Annotated in this window: 20 protein-coding genes; 12 read left to right on the top strand and 8 right to left on the bottom strand. The window is 62.2% G+C overall.

The annotated features are described in order from the left end of the window. Positions 1 to 37: 37 nt before the first annotated feature. The gene (locus BRPE64_RS29265; RefSeq protein WP_016348616.1) at positions 38 to 898 is read left to right on the top strand and encodes an NmrA family NAD(P)-binding protein; all 861 of its coding nucleotides are present in this window, start codon (positions 38 to 40) and stop codon (positions 896 to 898) included. 1 nt (position 899) lies between these two features. Here BRPE64_RS29265 and BRPE64_RS29260 read toward each other — a convergent pair whose 3' ends face one another. The 3 genes from BRPE64_RS29260 to BRPE64_RS29250 are packed head-to-tail and all read right to left on the bottom strand — an operon-like array spanning position 900 to position 2,559. Then, positions 900 to 1,358, bottom strand: a complete 459-nt coding sequence (locus BRPE64_RS29260) for an MEKHLA domain-containing protein (RefSeq protein WP_016348615.1) — start codon at positions 1,356 to 1,358, stop codon at positions 900 to 902. 35 nt (positions 1,359 to 1,393) lie between these two features. Continuing rightward, positions 1,394 to 1,774: a DUF1090 domain-containing protein gene (locus BRPE64_RS29255; RefSeq protein WP_044043865.1), complete on the bottom strand. Its 381-nt coding sequence runs from the start codon at positions 1,772 to 1,774 to the stop codon at positions 1,394 to 1,396. 32 nt (positions 1,775 to 1,806) lie between these two features. Continuing rightward, complete coding sequence (locus BRPE64_RS29250; RefSeq protein WP_044043548.1) at positions 1,807 to 2,559, bottom strand: GntR family transcriptional regulator; 753 nt, start codon at positions 2,557 to 2,559, stop codon at positions 1,807 to 1,809. Positions 2,560 to 2,826: 267 nt separating this feature from the next. On the opposite strand from BRPE64_RS29250, the gene BRPE64_RS29245 reads away from it, so the two are divergent. The 6 genes from BRPE64_RS29245 (at position 2,827) to BRPE64_RS29220 (ending at position 8,241) form a co-directional block, all read left to right on the top strand. After that, a complete protein-coding gene (locus BRPE64_RS29245) occupies positions 2,827 to 3,096 on the top strand; it encodes a UxaA family hydrolase (RefSeq protein ID WP_044043862.1) in 270 nt (89 codons plus the stop codon). Between the two features lie 49 nt (positions 3,097 to 3,145). Further along, positions 3,146 to 4,321, top strand: coding sequence for a UxaA family hydrolase (locus BRPE64_RS29240; protein WP_016348611.1), 1,176 nt, complete (start codon positions 3,146 to 3,148; stop codon positions 4,319 to 4,321). Between the two features lie 152 nt (positions 4,322 to 4,473). Further along, on the top strand, positions 4,474 to 5,796 hold the full coding sequence (gene dctA / locus BRPE64_RS29235) for a C4-dicarboxylate transporter DctA (protein ID WP_016348610.1): 1,323 nt from the start codon (positions 4,474 to 4,476) through the stop codon (positions 5,794 to 5,796). Next, a complete protein-coding gene (locus BRPE64_RS29230) occupies positions 5,793 to 6,812 on the top strand; it encodes an Ldh family oxidoreductase (RefSeq protein ID WP_016348609.1) in 1,020 nt (339 codons plus the stop codon). Before dctA ends, BRPE64_RS29230 begins: the two co-directional genes overlap by 4 nt. Before the next feature lie 85 nt (positions 6,813 to 6,897). Next, entirely contained in the window at positions 6,898 to 7,602 is a 705-nt protein-coding gene (locus BRPE64_RS29225) for a glutathione S-transferase family protein (RefSeq protein WP_016348608.1), read from the top strand. 15 nt (positions 7,603 to 7,617) lie between these two features. Continuing rightward, positions 7,618 to 8,241, top strand: coding sequence for a TetR/AcrR family transcriptional regulator (locus BRPE64_RS29220; RefSeq protein ID WP_016348607.1), 624 nt, complete (start codon positions 7,618 to 7,620; stop codon positions 8,239 to 8,241). Here BRPE64_RS29220 and BRPE64_RS29215 read toward each other — a convergent pair whose 3' ends face one another. Both BRPE64_RS29215 and BRPE64_RS29210 read right to left on the bottom strand, forming a co-directional pair. Beyond that, positions 8,242 to 8,883, bottom strand: a complete 642-nt coding sequence (locus tag BRPE64_RS29215) for a DUF1109 domain-containing protein (protein ID WP_016348606.1) — start codon at positions 8,881 to 8,883, stop codon at positions 8,242 to 8,244. After that, positions 8,880 to 9,425, bottom strand: coding sequence for a sigma-70 family RNA polymerase sigma factor (locus BRPE64_RS29210; protein ID WP_144063595.1), 546 nt, complete (start codon positions 9,423 to 9,425; stop codon positions 8,880 to 8,882). The genes BRPE64_RS29215 and BRPE64_RS29210 overlap by 4 nt, the downstream gene beginning before the upstream one ends. 321 nt (positions 9,426 to 9,746) lie before the next feature. Here BRPE64_RS29210 and BRPE64_RS29205 point away from each other — a divergent pair, with 321 nt between their 5' ends. From BRPE64_RS29205 to BRPE64_RS29195, 3 genes are read left to right on the top strand one after another with little or no spacing between them, the layout of a single operon-like run. Beyond that, positions 9,747 to 10,376 (top strand): cytochrome b/b6 domain-containing protein, encoded by a 630-nt coding sequence (locus BRPE64_RS29205; RefSeq protein ID WP_044043546.1) that lies wholly within the window; start codon positions 9,747 to 9,749, stop codon positions 10,374 to 10,376. 19 nt (positions 10,377 to 10,395) lie between these two features. Then, the gene (locus BRPE64_RS29200) at positions 10,396 to 11,172 is read left to right on the top strand and encodes a molybdopterin-dependent oxidoreductase (RefSeq protein WP_016348603.1); all 777 of its coding nucleotides are present in this window, start codon (positions 10,396 to 10,398) and stop codon (positions 11,170 to 11,172) included. A gap of 43 nt (positions 11,173 to 11,215) precedes the next feature. Next, complete coding sequence (locus BRPE64_RS29195) at positions 11,216 to 11,464, top strand: pentapeptide MXKDX repeat protein (protein ID WP_016348602.1); 249 nt, start codon at positions 11,216 to 11,218, stop codon at positions 11,462 to 11,464. A 38-nt stretch (positions 11,465 to 11,502) separates the two neighbouring features. On the opposite strand, the gene BRPE64_RS29190 is transcribed toward BRPE64_RS29195, so the two are convergent. Genes BRPE64_RS29190 through BRPE64_RS29180 form a run of 3 tightly spaced genes read right to left on the bottom strand, consistent with a single transcriptional unit; the run spans position 11,503 to position 14,157 of the window. Then, positions 11,503 to 12,273, bottom strand: a complete 771-nt coding sequence (locus tag BRPE64_RS29190) for an SDR family oxidoreductase (RefSeq protein ID WP_016348601.1) — start codon at positions 12,271 to 12,273, stop codon at positions 11,503 to 11,505. 15 nt (positions 12,274 to 12,288) lie between these two features. Further along, positions 12,289 to 13,260, bottom strand: a complete 972-nt coding sequence (locus tag BRPE64_RS29185; RefSeq protein WP_016348600.1) for a zinc-binding alcohol dehydrogenase family protein — start codon at positions 13,258 to 13,260, stop codon at positions 12,289 to 12,291. A 45-nt stretch (positions 13,261 to 13,305) separates the two neighbouring features. After that, positions 13,306 to 14,157 (bottom strand): alpha/beta fold hydrolase, encoded by an 852-nt coding sequence (locus BRPE64_RS29180; RefSeq protein ID WP_016348599.1) that lies wholly within the window; start codon positions 14,155 to 14,157, stop codon positions 13,306 to 13,308. 144 nt (positions 14,158 to 14,301) lie between these two features. On the opposite strand from BRPE64_RS29180, the gene BRPE64_RS29175 reads away from it, so the two are divergent. Together BRPE64_RS29175 and BRPE64_RS29170 are read left to right on the top strand one after the other, a co-directional pair. Further along, positions 14,302 to 14,931 carry a CGNR zinc finger domain-containing protein gene (locus BRPE64_RS29175; RefSeq protein ID WP_016348598.1) on the top strand — a complete coding sequence of 210 codons (630 nt, stop codon included), beginning with the start codon at positions 14,302 to 14,304 and terminating at the stop codon, positions 14,929 to 14,931. A 39-nt stretch (positions 14,932 to 14,970) separates the two neighbouring features. Beyond that, a complete protein-coding gene (locus tag BRPE64_RS29170) occupies positions 14,971 to 15,648 on the top strand; it encodes a haloacid dehalogenase type II (protein ID WP_016348597.1) in 678 nt (225 codons plus the stop codon). Positions 15,649 to 15,651 lie beyond the last annotated feature (3 nt).

The following is a 15,651-nucleotide window of genomic DNA, read 5'->3' as shown; positions in this document are numbered from 1 at the left end:
GTCGCAGCCATTCATCGAATGCACAAGGAGTCGAAACATGTACGTCATCACCGGAATCACAGGGCAAGTAGGCGGCGCGCTCGGCAATGCGCTCTTGCAGGAAGGCCGATCCGTGCGCGCTGTCGTGCGCGATGCGAAGAAGGGCGCGCCGTGGGCGGCACGCGGCTGTGAAGTCGCACTCGCCGACATGACCGATGCCGATGCGCTCGCCCGCGCCTTCGAAGGCGCTTCGGGCGTGTTCATTCTTCCGCCTTCGGAATTCGATCCGGCGCCGGGCTTTCCCGAAGCGCGCGAAGTGATCGATGCAATCGTCGCGGCGGTGGCGCGCGTGAAGCCGCGCAAGATCGTGTGCCTTTCGACGATCGGCGCACAAGCCGCGCAAACCAATCTTCTGACGCAGCGTACGCTGCTGGAACAGGCGCTTCGCGCGCAATCGATCCCCGTGACGTTTTTGCGTCCGGGCTGGTTCATGGAGAACTGCGCATGGGACGTCGAGCCTGCGCGTGACGAAGGCATCGTGCATTCGTTCTTGCAGCCGCTCGATCGCGCGATTCCGATGGTCGCCACCGACGACATCGGACGACTCGCCGCAACGCTGTTGCAAGAGGAATGGCAGGGCATGCGTATCGTCGAACTGGAAGGGCCGCAGCGCACGAGCCCCGACGATATCGCCGCTGCCTTTGCGGACGTGCTCGGTAAGCCGATACGCGCGCAGGCTGTGCCGCGCGAAACGTGGGGCGCGCTGTTCCGGAGTCAGGGCATGAACGATCCGATGCCGCGCATCCAGATGCTTGATGGTTTCAACGAAGGCTGGATCGATTTCGAAGGCCGTCGCGAAGATATCGTCAAAGGCACGACGCCGCTTCGCGATGTGATCCGCAAGCTCGTGGCGCGCTGATTCAGGTGATATCGGTGACGTGCGGAATCATCGCTGCCTGGCCGCGATAGACGCCGTCACGATCGAACAATTGCCACACGGTCGCGCGTTCGATCCAGAAACGCTCGCGGGACTTCCTGACGCGCACGCCGCGATATCCGGTGACGTAACCCGCACGCGTCACTTCCTCGAGGAACGCCTGACGCTCGCTGCGTTCGGGCGCTTCCGCCGACAAGCGCGACGGCAACGCGGTCAGTTCATTCCATGTGTAACCGAAGAGACGCTGCGCGCGCAGGTTGCCGTAGACAAACACGGGATCGGCCTGCGTGTCGTGTGCGAGCACGCCGAAGGGCGCGTCTTCGTAGAGCCAGCGCGCTGCTTCGGCGGGCGTGTTTTCTTCGCCGGGAACGAGCGGCGTTCCCAACAGACGCGCATAACTTTCGCTGAGTAATGTGAAGAAGTCGAGATCGGTCGGCTGCATCGTGCAAAGGCTTCGGTAAGCGGAAAATCGCAACCTTACTCGTTTGCTTCCGTTTGTGCACGCTCGAGCTCCGCGTGCGATTCGTCCACCTTGCGCTGACGCTCGGCGATCTTCTTTGCGCTCTTGCCGTCTTCCTTCGCTTTTTGCAGATCGTGCTGACGTTCGTCGAGCTTCTTCTGCGCCGCCGCGACTTTGCGTTGACTCGCGTTTCTCAGCGATTCATCCGTGCAGTTCGCGTTCAGGCGTGCAAGGGCGGTCTCAAGACCATCGACACGATTCGCGTTGCCATGTGCGCGCGCATAGGTGATTTCCTTTTCGATCGAACTGCGCTTGGCGTCGCATCCGTTCGATTGCGCCGCGCAATAGAGGGGGCTTGCCATTGCCGCGAAGAGGATGGCCTTGAATGCGAGTTTCATGTAGGTCCTCACGCTTAAGCGCTGCACGACGATCATTCCTTGGCTGTCAACACGCTGCCGACGTACTCGTACTCCTCGGTGTTGACGTGCGACAGCCGGTACTCTACCGCCTTCTGATTGAACGAGTACGCGATGCGTTCGACTTCGAGCAAGGGCGCGCCCGCCGGCAGCGCGAGCAGTTCGGCCTCCAGTTCGCTCGCCTGCGATACGCGCACGCGTTCGTCGGTGCCGACCACGTTGATGCCGAACGCATCCTGATAGAAGTTGTAGAGCGTGTTCGGGCGATCGCGCAGCACGGCTTCGGTGAGCGTCGGGAAGATGGCCTCGGGCAGCGTGATCGTCTCGACCATCACGACCTTGTCGTGCAACGCGAGTGCATTCGTGAACGTGACGACTCGCGCGCCTTCCGCAATGCCGAGCCTGGCCGCGATCACGCGGGACGCCTTGCCTTTTTTGAAGTTGACGAGCGTGACCACGGGATAGCTGCGCTCGCCGTCGCGCCGGACCACGCGGAAATAGCGGAAAAAATGCCGGTCGCGCCGATGCATTGCGACGAACGTGCCGAGTCCCTGATGACGGATCAGGATGTTCTCGGCGCACAACTCGTCGATGGCCTTGCGCAACGTGCCGATCGACACGCCGAAGCGCTCCGCCAGGCGCTTCTCGGACGGAATCGCCTCGCCGCCTTTCCATTCCTGCGCCGACAGCGCGGCCAGCATGCCCTCTTTGACTTCCTTGTACCGCGTGCCGCCCAGGGCGCTCGGCATGGCTGTGAGCGTGCTCATCACGCCTCCCTCTCGTCGTTTTTTGAACCGAACCTTCGAATGAAGCGATTGTACCCCCGGCAATCAGTCATATAACACATATAGATGAGTTAGTTGACATGGATGAGATAGCGTCCTAGTATGCATTTCAACGGCGGCGGCTTCGACCAGCGCGCCACCGATCTCATCAACCCAGTCAGGAGGAAGGAGCACATGAGTTACGCGACAGCAGGAGCAAGCGGTGCGGCGAACAAATCCGGTGCGGGCGAGCGCAAGACGATTCACATCGTGCTGCACGAGGCCAAGGACACGGTCGGCGTCGCGGTGGTGGAGGGCATCAGGGCGGGTTCGCAGCTGAACGCGTGGATCATGGACGAAGACGAAATCGTGACAGTCAACGCGAAGCAGGACATTCCTATCGGTCACAAGGTGGCGCTGAAGGACATGAGCGTCGGCGACACCGTGTTCAAGTACGGCGTCGATATCGGCAAGGTGGTGGCGCCCATCACGGCGGGCGAGCACGCACACGTGCATAACATCAAGACGAAGCGCTGGTAATCATCGCGTCACGAGCTTCGTACTTCCACCCCATATCGAGAGAGACATCATGAGCGTGATTCAACTGGACACCACCTTCCGCGGTTATCGCCGTGAAAACGGCCGCGTCGGCGTGCGCAACCACGTCATCATCCTGCCGGTGGACGATCTTTCCAACGCCGCCGCGCTGGCCGTCGAAAGCGCGATCAAAGGCACGATGGCCGTGCCGCATCCATATGGCCGTCTGCAATTCGGCGCGGATCTCGACCTGCACTTCCGCACGCTGATCGGCGCGGGCAGCAATCCGAACGTCGCGGCCGTGATCGTGATCGGCATCGAAGAGGGCTGGACCAAACGCGTCGTCGACGGCATCGCGAAGTCGGGCAAGCCGGTGATGGGCTTCGGCATCGAACTGCACGGCGACCATGACACGATCATGCGCGCATCGAAGGCCGCGAAAAAAATGGTTCAATACGCGACCACGCTCGAACGCGAGGAATGCCCGATCAGCGACCTGTGGGTATCGACGAAATGCGGCGAGTCGGACACGACCTCCGGCTGCGGCGCGAATCCCACCGTCGGCAATGCGTTCGACAAGCTCTATGGCCTCGGCAACACGCTCGTGTTCGGCGAGACCTCGGAACTGACGGGCGGCGAGCAGATCGTCGCGGCGCGCTGTGCGAACGACGCCGTGCGCGAGCGCTTCCAGTTCATGTTCGACCGCTATCAGGACATGATCAACCGCTGGAAGACCGACGACCTCTCCGAGTCGCAGCCGACCAAGGGCAACATCGCGGGGGGGCTGACGACCATCGAGGAAAAGGCGCTCGGCAACATCCAGAAGATCGGCAAGAAGTGCATGGTCGACGGCGTGCTCGACAAAGCCGAGGAACCGACGCATTCGGGACTGTGGTTCATGGATTCCTCGTCGGCGGCGGCGGAGATGGTGACGCTGTGCGCGGCGTCGGGCTTCGCGGTGCACTTCTTCCCGACAGGGCAAGGCAACGTGATCGGCAATGCGATCGTGCCCGTCATTAAGATCTGCGCGAACCCGCGCACGGTGCGTACGATGAGCGAGCATATCGATGTCGATGTGTCCGGCCTCTTGCAACGCGAGCAGAACCTCGACGAAACTGGCGACAAGCTGCTCGAATGCATGCTCGCCACCGCGAACGGCCGCTGGACCGCGGCGGAAGTGCTGGGTCATCGCGAGTTCGTGATGACGCGTCTGTTCGAAAGCGCGTGACGCCGCGATAAAGAAGCAGCATCGTAAAAGCAGCAAGGCAGACAGCAGTCCTCGTCCGGTGCGCGCGCCGGTTCGCCAGCCGACTCAGAAGCGGCGGCGAGCCGCAGACGCGCGCCCGTTTGTCATCTGCAGCAAGTGGAGGAGACACCATCTTGCGCGTGCTCAAGCATCTCTACGTCCAGGTTCTCATCGGCCTGGCTGCCGGCATTCTCGTCGGCTATCTCGCCCCGTCGCTCGGCGTGCAGTTCAAGCCGCTCGGCGATACCTTCATCCGTCTGATCAAGATGCTCATCACGCTTCTGATCTTCTGCACAGTGTCCATTGGCATTGCGCGCATGGAAAGCCTGAAGCAGGTCGGGCGCGTCGGCTTCAAGACCATTCTTTACTTCGAGATTGTGACGACGATCGCGCTCATTATCGGCATGATCGTGGCGAACGTCGTGCGTCCCGGCGCGGGTCTCGATATCGATCCGAAGACGCTCGATCCCGGCGCCGTATCGCAGTTCGTCACCGAAGCGCACGGCGCGGGACAGCGAAGCTTTCTCGAAGAGATCGTACCGAACTCCGTGGTCGGCGCATTCGCGCGCGGCGATCTGCTTCAGGTGCTGCTGTTTTCCGTGCTGTTCGGCGTGGCGCTGTCGCTCATGGCGGAGCGCAGCAAGTTTCTCGCGCAAGGCATCGAGCAGTTCGGCGACGCGTTGATGCGCATCGTCGAGATGATCATGCGTCTCGCGCCGCTCGGCGCATTCGGTGCGATCGCGTTCACGGTCGGCAAATACGGCATCGGCGCATTGCAGCAACTCGGCCTGCTGATCCTCTGCTTCTATGTGACGAGCATTCTCTTTATCGGCATCGTGCTCGGCACAGCGTGCCGATGGGCGGGCGTCGGACTCTGGCCGTTGCTCAAATATCTGCGCGAAGAATTGCTGATCGTGCTCGGCACATCGACGACGGAATCCGTGCTTCCACGTCTGATGGAAAAGTTCGAACGTCTGGGTTGCCCGAAATCGGTCGTCGGTCTGGTGTTGCCTACGGGCTATTCGTTCAACCTCGACGGCGCGGCCATCTATCTGACGATGACTTCGCTCTTCATCGCGCAGGCGACCAACACGCATCTCACGCTGATGCAGCAACTCGGCCTGCTGGCGATTCTGCTCGTCACGTCGAAGGGCGGCGCGGGTGTGGCGGGCGCGGCGCTCGTCGCGCTAACGGCTACACTGTCGTCTCACAACATCATTCCGGTTGCGGGCATCACGCTCATCATCGGCATCGACCGCGTGCTCAACGAGATTCGCGCGATCGTCAACATGATCGGCAATGCAGTCGCGACGCTCGTCGTCGCGCGCTGGGAAGGTGTGTTCGACGTGGAGACGGCGCGCGCAGTGCTCGCCGATCCACGCGGCGCACGCGAAGAGGAAGTGCGCCTGATGATCGAGCCCGGGCCGCATCAAGCCATGCAGGACATGCACAAATGAGCAGTTTGAATCAGGAAGCGCTGACGCCCGATGCGCTTCATGCACTCGCGCGCGACGCGTTGCTCGCAGTGGGTTCCACGGCAGCGAGCGCCGAGGCAACCGCACGCGCGCTCGTCTATGCCGACATGCGCGGTCTCGCTTCGCACGGCGTCGCGCGTTTGCCCATGTATCTCGCGCAATTGCGCAACGGCCGCGTCGATCCGGCTGCGGTGCCGCACATCGTGCGCGACAAGGGCGCGGCGTTTCTCGTCGATGCCGCCGACGGTCTCGCGTTCGCCGCATGCGAACTCGCGATCGCCACCGGCATTGAACGCGCGCGCACGTTCGGCACGGCGGCGGCGAGCGTCACGCGCAGTCATCACTTCGGCGCGGGCGCGCATCATTTGGAAGCCGTCGGCGAAGCAGGCTTGGTCGGACTCGCGTTCAGCAACGCGCCCGGCTGCATGCCCGCGTGGGGCGGCTCGCGGCCGTTGTTCGGCACGAACCCGATCGCGGCCGTGTTTCCGCGTGCGAATGGCAAGCCGTTGATGATCGACTTGTCGCTCTCTCACGTGGCGCGCGGCAAGATCATGGTTGCGGCGCGCGACGGCAAGCCGATTCCCGAAGGCTGGGCGACCACCGCCGACGGCCAGCCGACCACCGACGCGCACGCCGCGCTCGATGGCATGATGCTGCCCTTCGGCGGCGCGAAAGGCGCGATGCTGGCGCTGATGGTCGAACTGCTTGCAGCGGCGCTGGCAGGCGCGCAATTCGGCGCGGAAGCCGGTTCGTTCCTGACGGCGGAAGGCAAGCGTTCGCGCATCGGTCATCTGTTCTGGATCATCGATCCGGGCGCGCTCGCCGGCAACGATGCGTATCTCGAACGCATCGAGACGCTCGTCGACATGATGCTCGTCGATGAAGGCGTCCGTTTGCCCGGATATCGGCGGCACGATGTGGCCGCGCGTTCTGCGCGCGAGGGCGTCGAGTTGCCGGCAGCGCTGATCGCGGAGTTGCGGGCGCAGGCGATTGCCTGAAGTTTCGTCATGATTGCGCGATTGCGCATTTTAGATCGATCGATCTAGAATGACGTGACATCGGTCACGACATGGAGTCGCGCGCATGATCCAGTTCTATTTCCACCCTACGCCCAATCCCGCGAAGATCGCGCTGTTTCTCGAAGAGTCCGGGTTGCCTTACGAGCTCAAGCCCATCGATACCAGCAAGGGTGAGCAGCACTCGCCCGAGTTTCGTGCGATCAACCCGAATGGCAAGGTGCCCGCCATTGTCGATACGGAAGGGCCGGGGGGCAAGCCGGCTGTCGTGTTCGATTCCACTGCCATCCTGCTTTATCTCGCGGAAAAGACCGGCCAGTTTCTCGGCGCGCCCGAAGACCGTCCGCAGCTTCTTTCATGGCTCATGTTCGTGGCGAGCGGTCTCGGGCCGTTTTCGGGGCAAGCGGTGCACTTCCAGTATGCGGCGCCCGAAGGGCTCGACTATGCGGTGAACCGTTATCGTCGCGAGGCGGAGCGGCATTATCAGGTGCTGAACGACCGGCTGAAGGGGCGTGAATATGTCGTCGGCGAAAGCTACACGATTGCGGATATGTCGGCGTGGGGGTGGCTCGACCGCGCGTCGCGTGTGTTCAAGAATAGCGAAGATGCGCTCGCTCCCTATCCGGAAGTGAAGCGCTGGTTCGCACAGATCGACGCCCGGCCCGCGGTCGCACGCGCGCGTGCCGTGAACAAGACGCATGCGTTCAAGACCACCAACGACGAAGAGACGAAGCGCGCGCTGTTTCCGTCCAACTACCCGAAGACAGCGTGAAGAAGGAGTCCGTGCATGGCGCGCCCGCGTGAGTTCGACGAGGACGCCGCGCTCGATGCGGCGATGGCGCAATTCTGGTCGCACGGTTATGAGGCGACGTCCGTGCGCGATCTCGCCACGGCAATGGGCGTGACTTCCGCGAGCCTGTACAACGCGTTCGGCGACAAGCGCGCGCTGTACGAGCGTGTGTTCGAGCGCTATGTCGATCGCGGCTTTCGCGACCGCGTGCGGCGCTTCGAACACCATATGCCGCCGCGCGATGCCATCGCCGCGTTCTTCGACGAAATCATCCAGCTTGCAATGAGCGATCCGCATCGCAAGGGCTGTCTCATCGTCAATTCGGCGATGGAACTGGCACCCCATGATAAGCAGTTTCATCGCGTGCTGAGCCGCGTGCTGAAGGACATTGAAGGCTTCTTCGAACGCTGCGTGGCGGCCGGCCAGCGCGACGGCTCGATTCCCGCCAACCTGCATACCGCCGACATGGCGAAGGCGCTGCTTGCGTCGCTGATGGGTCTGCGCGTGCTTGCGCGCGTGGCTCCGCAGCGTGCGTTGCTCGAAGGCGCGGTGCGCCCGGTGCTCGCGATGATCGGCGTCAGCACGAATCCAAAGAAGCAACGCACGCGCCGCAGCGCCTGATCACCAGCGCAGGAATCGCGGCCCGAACCACGCGCCGATGCACACGGGCAGCATCATCCCGATTGCATACCACACGCTCCAGAACGCCGGACTCATCTCCGGGCAATGCAGACAATAGGCGACCGTGGCGATCGCGCTCGCAAGCAGGCCCGCGACCGCGCCCGCGAGACGCAGACGCGTGGGCGCGAGGCTCTTCATCGCCCAGAAGACGGCGGGCAAGGTGGGCACCGACAACAGCAGAATGTTGAACGGGCAGGTGCGCCACGACTGGCCGAGCACGATAGGCAAGCGTTCGCCCGGCGCCGCGCTCTGGACGACGAGCCAGCCCGCCAGCCACACCGCGACAAAAGGCAAGCCGACGAGCGCCCACGCGTAACCCGCGCGTGCGCCCGGTCGCCCGAGCCGCGAGACGGCGATCAACGCACCGACCGCGACGACGAACGGATACGCGACCTTTGCCCAGAACATGGGCGTGCGCGCGATGCTGGCGAGATCCGGCCGCACGCCGAACACGATGGCCATGAGAATCACCGAGCCGAGCGCGCCCAAGGGCAACGCCGTTGCGAACCGCCGCGCGACCGTGCCGCGATCGATGCGCGTTACCTGAGTCGACAGCAAGCCAATGAGGTCGTCGGTCTTCATCGCAACCCCCGGATGCGCGCGGCAAGCGCCTTGAGGCCGCGATGCACGCCGACTTTCACGGCGGATTCGGAAAGTCCCGTCATGCGCGCGGTTTCGGTGACGGACAGCCCTTCCAACTTCATATGCACAATCGGCAGGCGCTGCTTGTCGGGAAGATCATCGAGTAATTTGCCGATATCGTGCCGCGCCTGCGCGGGTTCGTCGTCGATGACGGCCAGGAACTCGGCGTGATCGTCGAGCGGATCATGCAGAGATTCGCGGCGCGCGCGAGAGCGGAAGAAATCCATCAGCTTGTAACGGGCGATCGCGTGCAGCCAGGCGGTCAACGGTTCGTCCGTGCGGTAGGTGTGACGCGCATTGTGCACGGCGAGCAGAATCTCCTGAACGAGATCTTCGACGTCGGCGTGATGCTGCGGAAGGCGCTTGCGCAAGTAGCCGCGCAGATGCCGCGTAAGCGCTTGCAGGAAACCGCGATACGCATTCTGATCGCCGGCCAGCCCCGCGACGAAGAGCGCTTTCAGGCGGCTTTCCGCTTCTTGCAAAATGGTTCCTGTATGGGCGAGTCCGGGAAGACCGAGTTTTAGATCGGTCGTTTCAGAATAGCCGAAGCCGTGGTGCGCCGCAATAGCCACCATAGCAAGCACAACCGTCGGGAGCGGGCTGTCGCCGTCCAGCTCTTTCATTGCGAAAGCGTCTTGCATGTCGCGCGGATTCGCATGATAAATCTCCTTGCCGTCTCTCCCTTTAATTCGTTCGTTCGCCCCGGATGGTTACAGCGCGCATGAAAATTTTCGCGTCGCTGTAACCGATTGCGGGCTCGCGACGAATTCACTTGTATCCGACGTTTCATCACGGTGATCCACATGCAAACGACCCTTACACCAGCGCAGGACACCACGCGCCGCGCGCCGCCGATTCATCCGGTATGGCTGCGCGTCACGCATTGGCTCAATGCGCTCGCCGCGTTGATCATGATGTTTTCGGGCTGGCGCATCTACGACGCCTCGCCGATTTTCCGGGGTTTCGTCATACCGCCGTCCATCACGCTCGGCGGCTGGCTCGGCGGCGCGCTGCAATGGCATTTCGCGGCGATGTGGCTGCTGGTCTTCAACGGCATCGCGTATCTCGCGCTCAATCTCGCGAGCGGCCGCTTTCGCATGAAGTTCTTTCCGCTTTCGCCGCGCGCCGTGCTGCGCGATCTGCTGGCCGCGCTCACCGGGAAGTTGTCGCACACGAATCTCGAACAGTACAACGCGGTGCAGAAGCTTGCGTATCTCGTCGTCGTGATCGATCTGATGGTGCTCGTGCTGTCGGGTCTCGCGATCTGGAAGTCGGTGCAGTTTCCGTTGCTGCGCGAGTTGATGGGCGGCTATGACAACGCGCGCATCGTCCATTTCTGCGCGATGGCGGTGATGGCCGCGTTCGTGGTCGTGCACGTTGCGATGGTTGCGCTCGTGCCGCGCTCCTTTCTGACCATGCTGCGCGGCCGCTAGCCGAATACAGGAACACGCCATGAAATCCGACGACAAGAAAATCATGCGGCTCGATCGCGCATCGATACTCGCCGATGCACGCCGCGAACTCGACATGCCTTCGCGACGCTTGTTCGGCAAACGCATGCTGACCTTGGGCGGCCTGTCGCTCCTGACCGGCTGCTCGATCACCGACGATGATTCGGTCAACAAATTCCTCACCGCGGTCTCGCGCCTGAACGATCGCGCGCAGGCGCTGCTGTTCGATCCGACGCGTCTCGCGCCAACCTACACCGAACTGCAATTGACGCGGCCGTTCCCGTTCAACGCGTATTACGGCATCGATGATGTGCCGCACGTGGACGGCGGCGACTATCGCCTGAAGGTCGGCGGGCTCGTGACGGGACAGCGCGTATGGACCTTGCCCGAGCTGTATGCATTGCCGCATGCGGAGCAGATCACGCGTCATATCTGCGTGGAAGGATGGAGTGCGATCGGGCGCTGGGGCGGCACGCCGTTCTCCGAGTTCCTGCGTCGCGTCGGCGCGGACACGACCGCGAAGTACGTGGGCTTTCGCTGCGCGGACGATTACTACGAGAGCATCGACATGCCGACCGCGCTGCATTCGCAGACGCTGCTCACGTTCGAATACGACGGCGAGCGCCTGCCTGCGAAGTACGGCTATCCGATGAAGCTGCGCATGCCGACGAAGCTCGGCTACAAGAACCCGAAGCATATCGTCGAGATGTTCGTGACCAATACCTATCCCGGCGGCTACTGGGTCGACCAGGGCTACAACTGGTTCGGCGGTTCCTGATCGCCGTGCCGCATTCTTTTTTTAACCCCGAAGGAGCAGAGCAATGAAACGACTGATGACCGCAGTGTTCGCCACGATGATGACCCTCGGCGCATCCGCCGCATTCGCGCAGGCAAGCGGCGCGATGAGCAACGACGCAATGTCGCACGATGCCATGAGCAAAGACAGCATGAGCAAGGACAGCATGAGCAAGGGCTCGATGTCGAAGGACTCGATGAGCAAGAACGACAAGATGAAGAAGCATGACTCGATGAAGATGGATCATCCCGCTTCGGGCGCGATGTCGCAGTAAAGCGAAGGGCCGGGGAAACACACCCCCGGCCCTGTACCTCACACAGATTTGACTTCGCCGCCGTCCATACGCAACGTGCTGCCGGTCATCCATTTGGCCGCGGGAGAGACGAGGAACGCCATCAATTCCGCGATCTCTTCCGGTGCGCCGTATCGCGCGATGCCCGCTTCGGCGGGAAAACGCGCCGTCGCTTCTTCGACCGTCATGTTGTGCAGCGGCGCCCAGTGTTCGAGATACGAGCGTCGCCGCCCGGTCATCACGGGACCCGGCAGCACGCTGTTGACCTGCACGCCGTCTGTAATGCCGCGATCGGAAAATGCCTTCGCCAACGCGATAATTGCCGCGTTGATCGTGCCGACCGCCGCATAGGGCGCCTTCGGAAACAACGCGGAGTTGCCCGACATCAGCACGACCGATCCGGCCGCTGCCTTCAACGACGGCCACGCCGCAGCCGTCAAGCGCCGTGCGCCGTGCAGCTTCAATGCGAACCCCGCATCCCATTGCTCGTCGGTCATGTCGAACAGATCGATTTGCGGCACCGCGCCCGCGATATTGAGCAACGCGTCGATGCGCCCGAAGCTCGCGAGCGTGTCATCGACGATCTTTTGCGCGGCTTCACGTTGCGCAAGATCGATATCGATTGCAAGCGTCCGCGCGCCCGCTTTCTCGACGGCGTCCGCAGTCTCTTCGAGATTGGCGCGATTGCGCGCGACCAGCACGATCGAGTCGAAATCGCGTGCGAGCCTGATTGCAGTCGAGCGCCCGATACCCTGACTCGCGCCCGTGACGATAGCTACTTTGGTGGACATATGTTCGCTCCCGGCTCAATGAACGACGACCATCTTGCCGTTCGCTTCATTCGCTTCCATCACGCGATGCGCTTCGTGAATCTCGTCGAAGGTAAATACGCGCGACGGCTTCGCGTCGAAGCGGCCTGCGGCGACGTCGGCGGCAATGGCCTGCAACGGCACATCCGAGAGTGGAAAGCCCGGCGTGCCGAACACGAAGCTGCCGAAGAAGCTCAGATACACGCCGCTCGACATTTGCAGCAGCGGATTGAAATCGGCGATCGGCGCGAGGCCGCCGAGCCAGCCCGCGAGACACGCGCGGCCGCCGCGTCGCAACATCGCGAGCGAATCGAGAATCGTGCTGTTGCCGACGAGATCGAGCACGGCGTCGATCTGCTTCGCTTCCGCCATTCGCTTGCTCAAGTCCGGCCCTTCGACTTCGACGCGCGTCACGCCCATCGCTTCGAGCTTGGCGAAGCGCGCTTGGCTACGCGTGGTCGCGATCACTTTTGCGCCCGCATTGACCGCGAGATTGACGGCCGCCTGTCCGAACGATGACGTCGCGCCGCGAATCACGACCGTTTGCCCTGCCTTGATTTCAAGGTTGCGAAAGAGGCACGTCCACGCGGTTGCATACGTTTCGGGCAGCGCGGCGAGTTCGGCCCAAGGCAAGTCCGATTCGATCAGCGCGACATTCGACACCGGCGCACGCGTGAATTGCGCATAGCTGCCGTTGATCGTGCGGCCGAGCCCGCCCATCAGCGCGGCCACTTTTGCGCCGACCGGAAACTCGCCGCCCGGACACGACTTCACAATGCCCACGCATTCGATGCCGCTCACTTTCGCCGCTTCGGCCCATTCGCCGCGCCGCATGTGCATCTCGGCGTGATTGATGCCGAACGCCTTGATCTCGATGACGACATGTCCTTCCAGCGGTTCCGGCTCGGGGATCTCGGCATAGACGAGGCTGTCGAGACCGCCGAACTTTTCCAGAACGATTGCACGCATGATGTTGCTCCTTTGGTGGATGAGCGCCGAGGTAAGCGCGTTTTATCAGGCGAGGAATTCGCCGATGGCCGCCGCGATCTCTGTCGCGTGCGTTTCGAGCGCGAAGTGGCCCGTATCGAAGAAGCGCACATCCGCATGCGGGATGTCGCGCTTGAATGCTTCCGCGCCCGGCGGCAGGAAGAACGGATCGTTCTTGCCCCACACGGCGAGGAGTTTCGGTTGATGCTTGCGGAAATAAGCCTGAAACGCGGGATAAAGCCCGACGTTGCTGCGGTAATCGCCGAACAGATCGAGCTGCACTTCATGTGCGCCGTGGCGGTTCATGTAGTAGTCGTCGAGCGAATAACCATCGGGTGACACGGCTGATGCGTCCGGCACGCCGTGTGTGTACTGCCACTGCGTTGTTTGCTCCGTGAGCAGCGGGCGCAGCGCATCGCGATTCGCTTGCGACGGCTCCTGCCAGTACGCGCGGATCGGGTCCCATCCGTCGCTCAAACCTTCTTCGTATGCGTTGCCGTTTTGCGAAACGATCGCCGTAATCCGCTCCGGATGCTTGAGCGCGAGGCGAAAGCCCGTCGGCGCGCCGTAGTCGAACACGTACACCGCGTATCGATCAAAGCCGATCACGTCCGTAAAACGGTCGATCACGTTGGCGATGTTCTCGAACGTGTACGAGAACGCGTCGCGGCTCGGCATATCCGAGAGGCCGAAGCCGGGCAAGTCGGGCGCCACGATATGAAACCGATCTGCCAGCAGCGGAATCAGCTCGCGGAACATGTGGCTCGAACTCGGAAAGCCGTGCAGCAGGAGCAGCTTGGGCGCGTCCTTCGGACCGGCTTCGCGATAAAACACGTTGAAGCCGTCGACGTCGATATGGCGATGAGCAAGGGTGGACATGAGCGTTTCTCCGCAGGTAGAGGTCGATTGACATGTAACCGTTAAAACCGTGATTAGAAGGTTACAAACTGGCGAAGTAACTTGTCAAGCGCTTTTTTGGCGGTTACTATTCGGTCATTCCTCGAAACCAGGCTGCATCTGAAAATGGACTATCGCCCCATCCCCGCGATGTTTCTCGCCGACGCGCTCGGCATCGACTTTCTGAACTCGATCGCGACGCCGGTGGACGAACCCGTCGACTGGATCGGCGACGGCGAAGGGCTTCTGTCGTGGCTCGAACAGGCTAGTCTTGTGCCTGTCGATGTCCTTGCGCACATGCGTTCGCAAATCAGGCCCGCGGAACTCGACGAGGTCGCGGCCAAGGCGCGCGGCCTGCGCGAATGGTTCAGGGCGTTCGTGCAGAAGAACAAGGGACGGCCGCTGACGGCCAGGGATTTGAGTGAACTGGAGCCGCTGAACAGCGTGCTGCGGCGCGATGAGCGATACGGTTCCATCGCCGCCAATGCGGAATCGGCAAGCGGGCTGACGTTCACGATGCAGCGCCGCTATTCGTCGGCCGAATCGCTATTGATGCCGATCGTCGAGGCGCTCGCGAAGCTCGTGTGCGAAGAGGATTTCACATACGTCAAGGCGTGCGAAGGCCCGAAGTGCACGCTGCTGTTCGCCGATCACACGCGCGGACATGCGCGCCGCTGGTGCAGCATGGCGATCTGCGGCAATCGTGCGAAGGTTGCTGCGCATCGCGCGCGGCTGAGAGAGGGAAAGTCCGGTTAAAGTGGCTCAGTCCGGTTACATCGTTCACGAGGAGACAGCATGAATCACATCAAGGCGATTGCGTTCGATCTCTACGGCACGTTGTTCGACGTGCACTCGGTCATCGATCAATGCGAGCAGCGCTTTCCGGGACGCGGGCGCGAAATCAGCACGCTCTGGCGGCAGAAGCAACTGGAATACACGTGGCTGCGCAGTCTGATGAACCGCTACGTGACGTTCGAGCAGGCAACGGAAGATGCGTTGCGCTATACGTGCCGTCACTTGAAGCTCGATCTGAACGAAGAGACCCACGCGGCGCTGTGCGATGCCTATCTGAAACTGCGGCCGTTTCCCGAAGTGCCTGAGACGCTTGCGCATCTCAAGGCGCGTGGGCTGAAGCTCGCCGTGCTGTCGAACGGGTCGCCGCATTCGATCGCATCGGTCGTCGGTCATGCGGGATTGCGCGATTCGTTCGATCATTTGCTGAGCGTCGATCCGGTGCGCATCTTCAAGCCGCATGATCGCGCTTACGAACTCGCGGAAGGTGCGTTCGGCCTGTCGCGCGCGGCGATACTCTTCGTTTCATCGAACGCATGGGACGCAACCGGCGCGCGGTACTTCGGTTTTCCGACCGCATGGATCAATCGCGCCGGCAATACGTTCGACGAAATGGGGCAAAGACCGGACTGGGAACTGTCCGGCCTGAATGGTCTGTCGAAATTGTTCGATGGTGCGTGACGC

It is taken from the genome of Caballeronia insecticola (assembly GCF_000402035.1).
Lineage (GTDB): Bacteria > Pseudomonadota > Gammaproteobacteria > Burkholderiales > Burkholderiaceae > Caballeronia > Caballeronia insecticola.
Note: the sequence above shows the minus strand (reverse complement) of the source record. Positions and strands in the feature narration are given on the sequence as shown.

Excerpts from the sequence above, each read along its gene's own strand:
- BRPE64_RS29240 (WP_016348611.1), top strand. The coding sequence starts at position 3,146 with ATGAGCGTGATTCAACTGGACACCACCTTCCGCGGTTATCGCCGTGAA.
- BRPE64_RS29265 (WP_016348616.1), top strand. The coding sequence starts at position 38 with ATGTACGTCATCACCGGAATCACAGGGCAAGTAGGCGGCGCGCTCGGC.
- BRPE64_RS29205 (WP_044043546.1), top strand. The coding sequence starts at position 9,747 with ATGCAAACGACCCTTACACCAGCGCAGGACACCACGCGCCGCGCGCCG.
- BRPE64_RS29225 (WP_016348608.1), top strand. The coding sequence starts at position 6,898 with ATGATCCAGTTCTATTTCCACCCTACGCCCAATCCCGCGAAGATCGCG.
- BRPE64_RS29260 (WP_016348615.1), bottom strand. The coding sequence starts at position 1,358 with ATGCAGCCGACCGATCTCGACTTCTTCACATTACTCAGCGAAAGTTAT.
- BRPE64_RS29200 (WP_016348603.1), top strand. The coding sequence starts at position 10,396 with ATGAAATCCGACGACAAGAAAATCATGCGGCTCGATCGCGCATCGATA.
- BRPE64_RS29170 (WP_016348597.1), top strand. The coding sequence starts at position 14,971 with ATGAATCACATCAAGGCGATTGCGTTCGATCTCTACGGCACGTTGTTC.
- BRPE64_RS29230 (WP_016348609.1), top strand. The coding sequence starts at position 5,793 with ATGAGCAGTTTGAATCAGGAAGCGCTGACGCCCGATGCGCTTCATGCA.
- BRPE64_RS29180 (WP_016348599.1), bottom strand. The coding sequence starts at position 14,157 with ATGTCCACCCTTGCTCATCGCCATATCGACGTCGACGGCTTCAACGTG.
- BRPE64_RS29250 (WP_044043548.1), bottom strand. The coding sequence starts at position 2,559 with ATGAGCACGCTCACAGCCATGCCGAGCGCCCTGGGCGGCACGCGGTAC.
- BRPE64_RS29255 (WP_044043865.1), bottom strand. The coding sequence starts at position 1,774 with ATGAAACTCGCATTCAAGGCCATCCTCTTCGCGGCAATGGCAAGCCCC.
- BRPE64_RS29195 (WP_016348602.1), top strand. The coding sequence starts at position 11,216 with ATGAAACGACTGATGACCGCAGTGTTCGCCACGATGATGACCCTCGGC.
- BRPE64_RS29185 (WP_016348600.1), bottom strand. The coding sequence starts at position 13,260 with ATGCGTGCAATCGTTCTGGAAAAGTTCGGCGGTCTCGACAGCCTCGTC.
- BRPE64_RS29190 (WP_016348601.1), bottom strand. The coding sequence starts at position 12,273 with ATGTCCACCAAAGTAGCTATCGTCACGGGCGCGAGTCAGGGTATCGGG.
- BRPE64_RS29175 (WP_016348598.1), top strand. The coding sequence starts at position 14,302 with ATGGACTATCGCCCCATCCCCGCGATGTTTCTCGCCGACGCGCTCGGC.
- BRPE64_RS29220 (WP_016348607.1), top strand. The coding sequence starts at position 7,618 with ATGGCGCGCCCGCGTGAGTTCGACGAGGACGCCGCGCTCGATGCGGCG.
- BRPE64_RS29215 (WP_016348606.1), bottom strand. The coding sequence starts at position 8,883 with ATGAAGACCGACGACCTCATTGGCTTGCTGTCGACTCAGGTAACGCGC.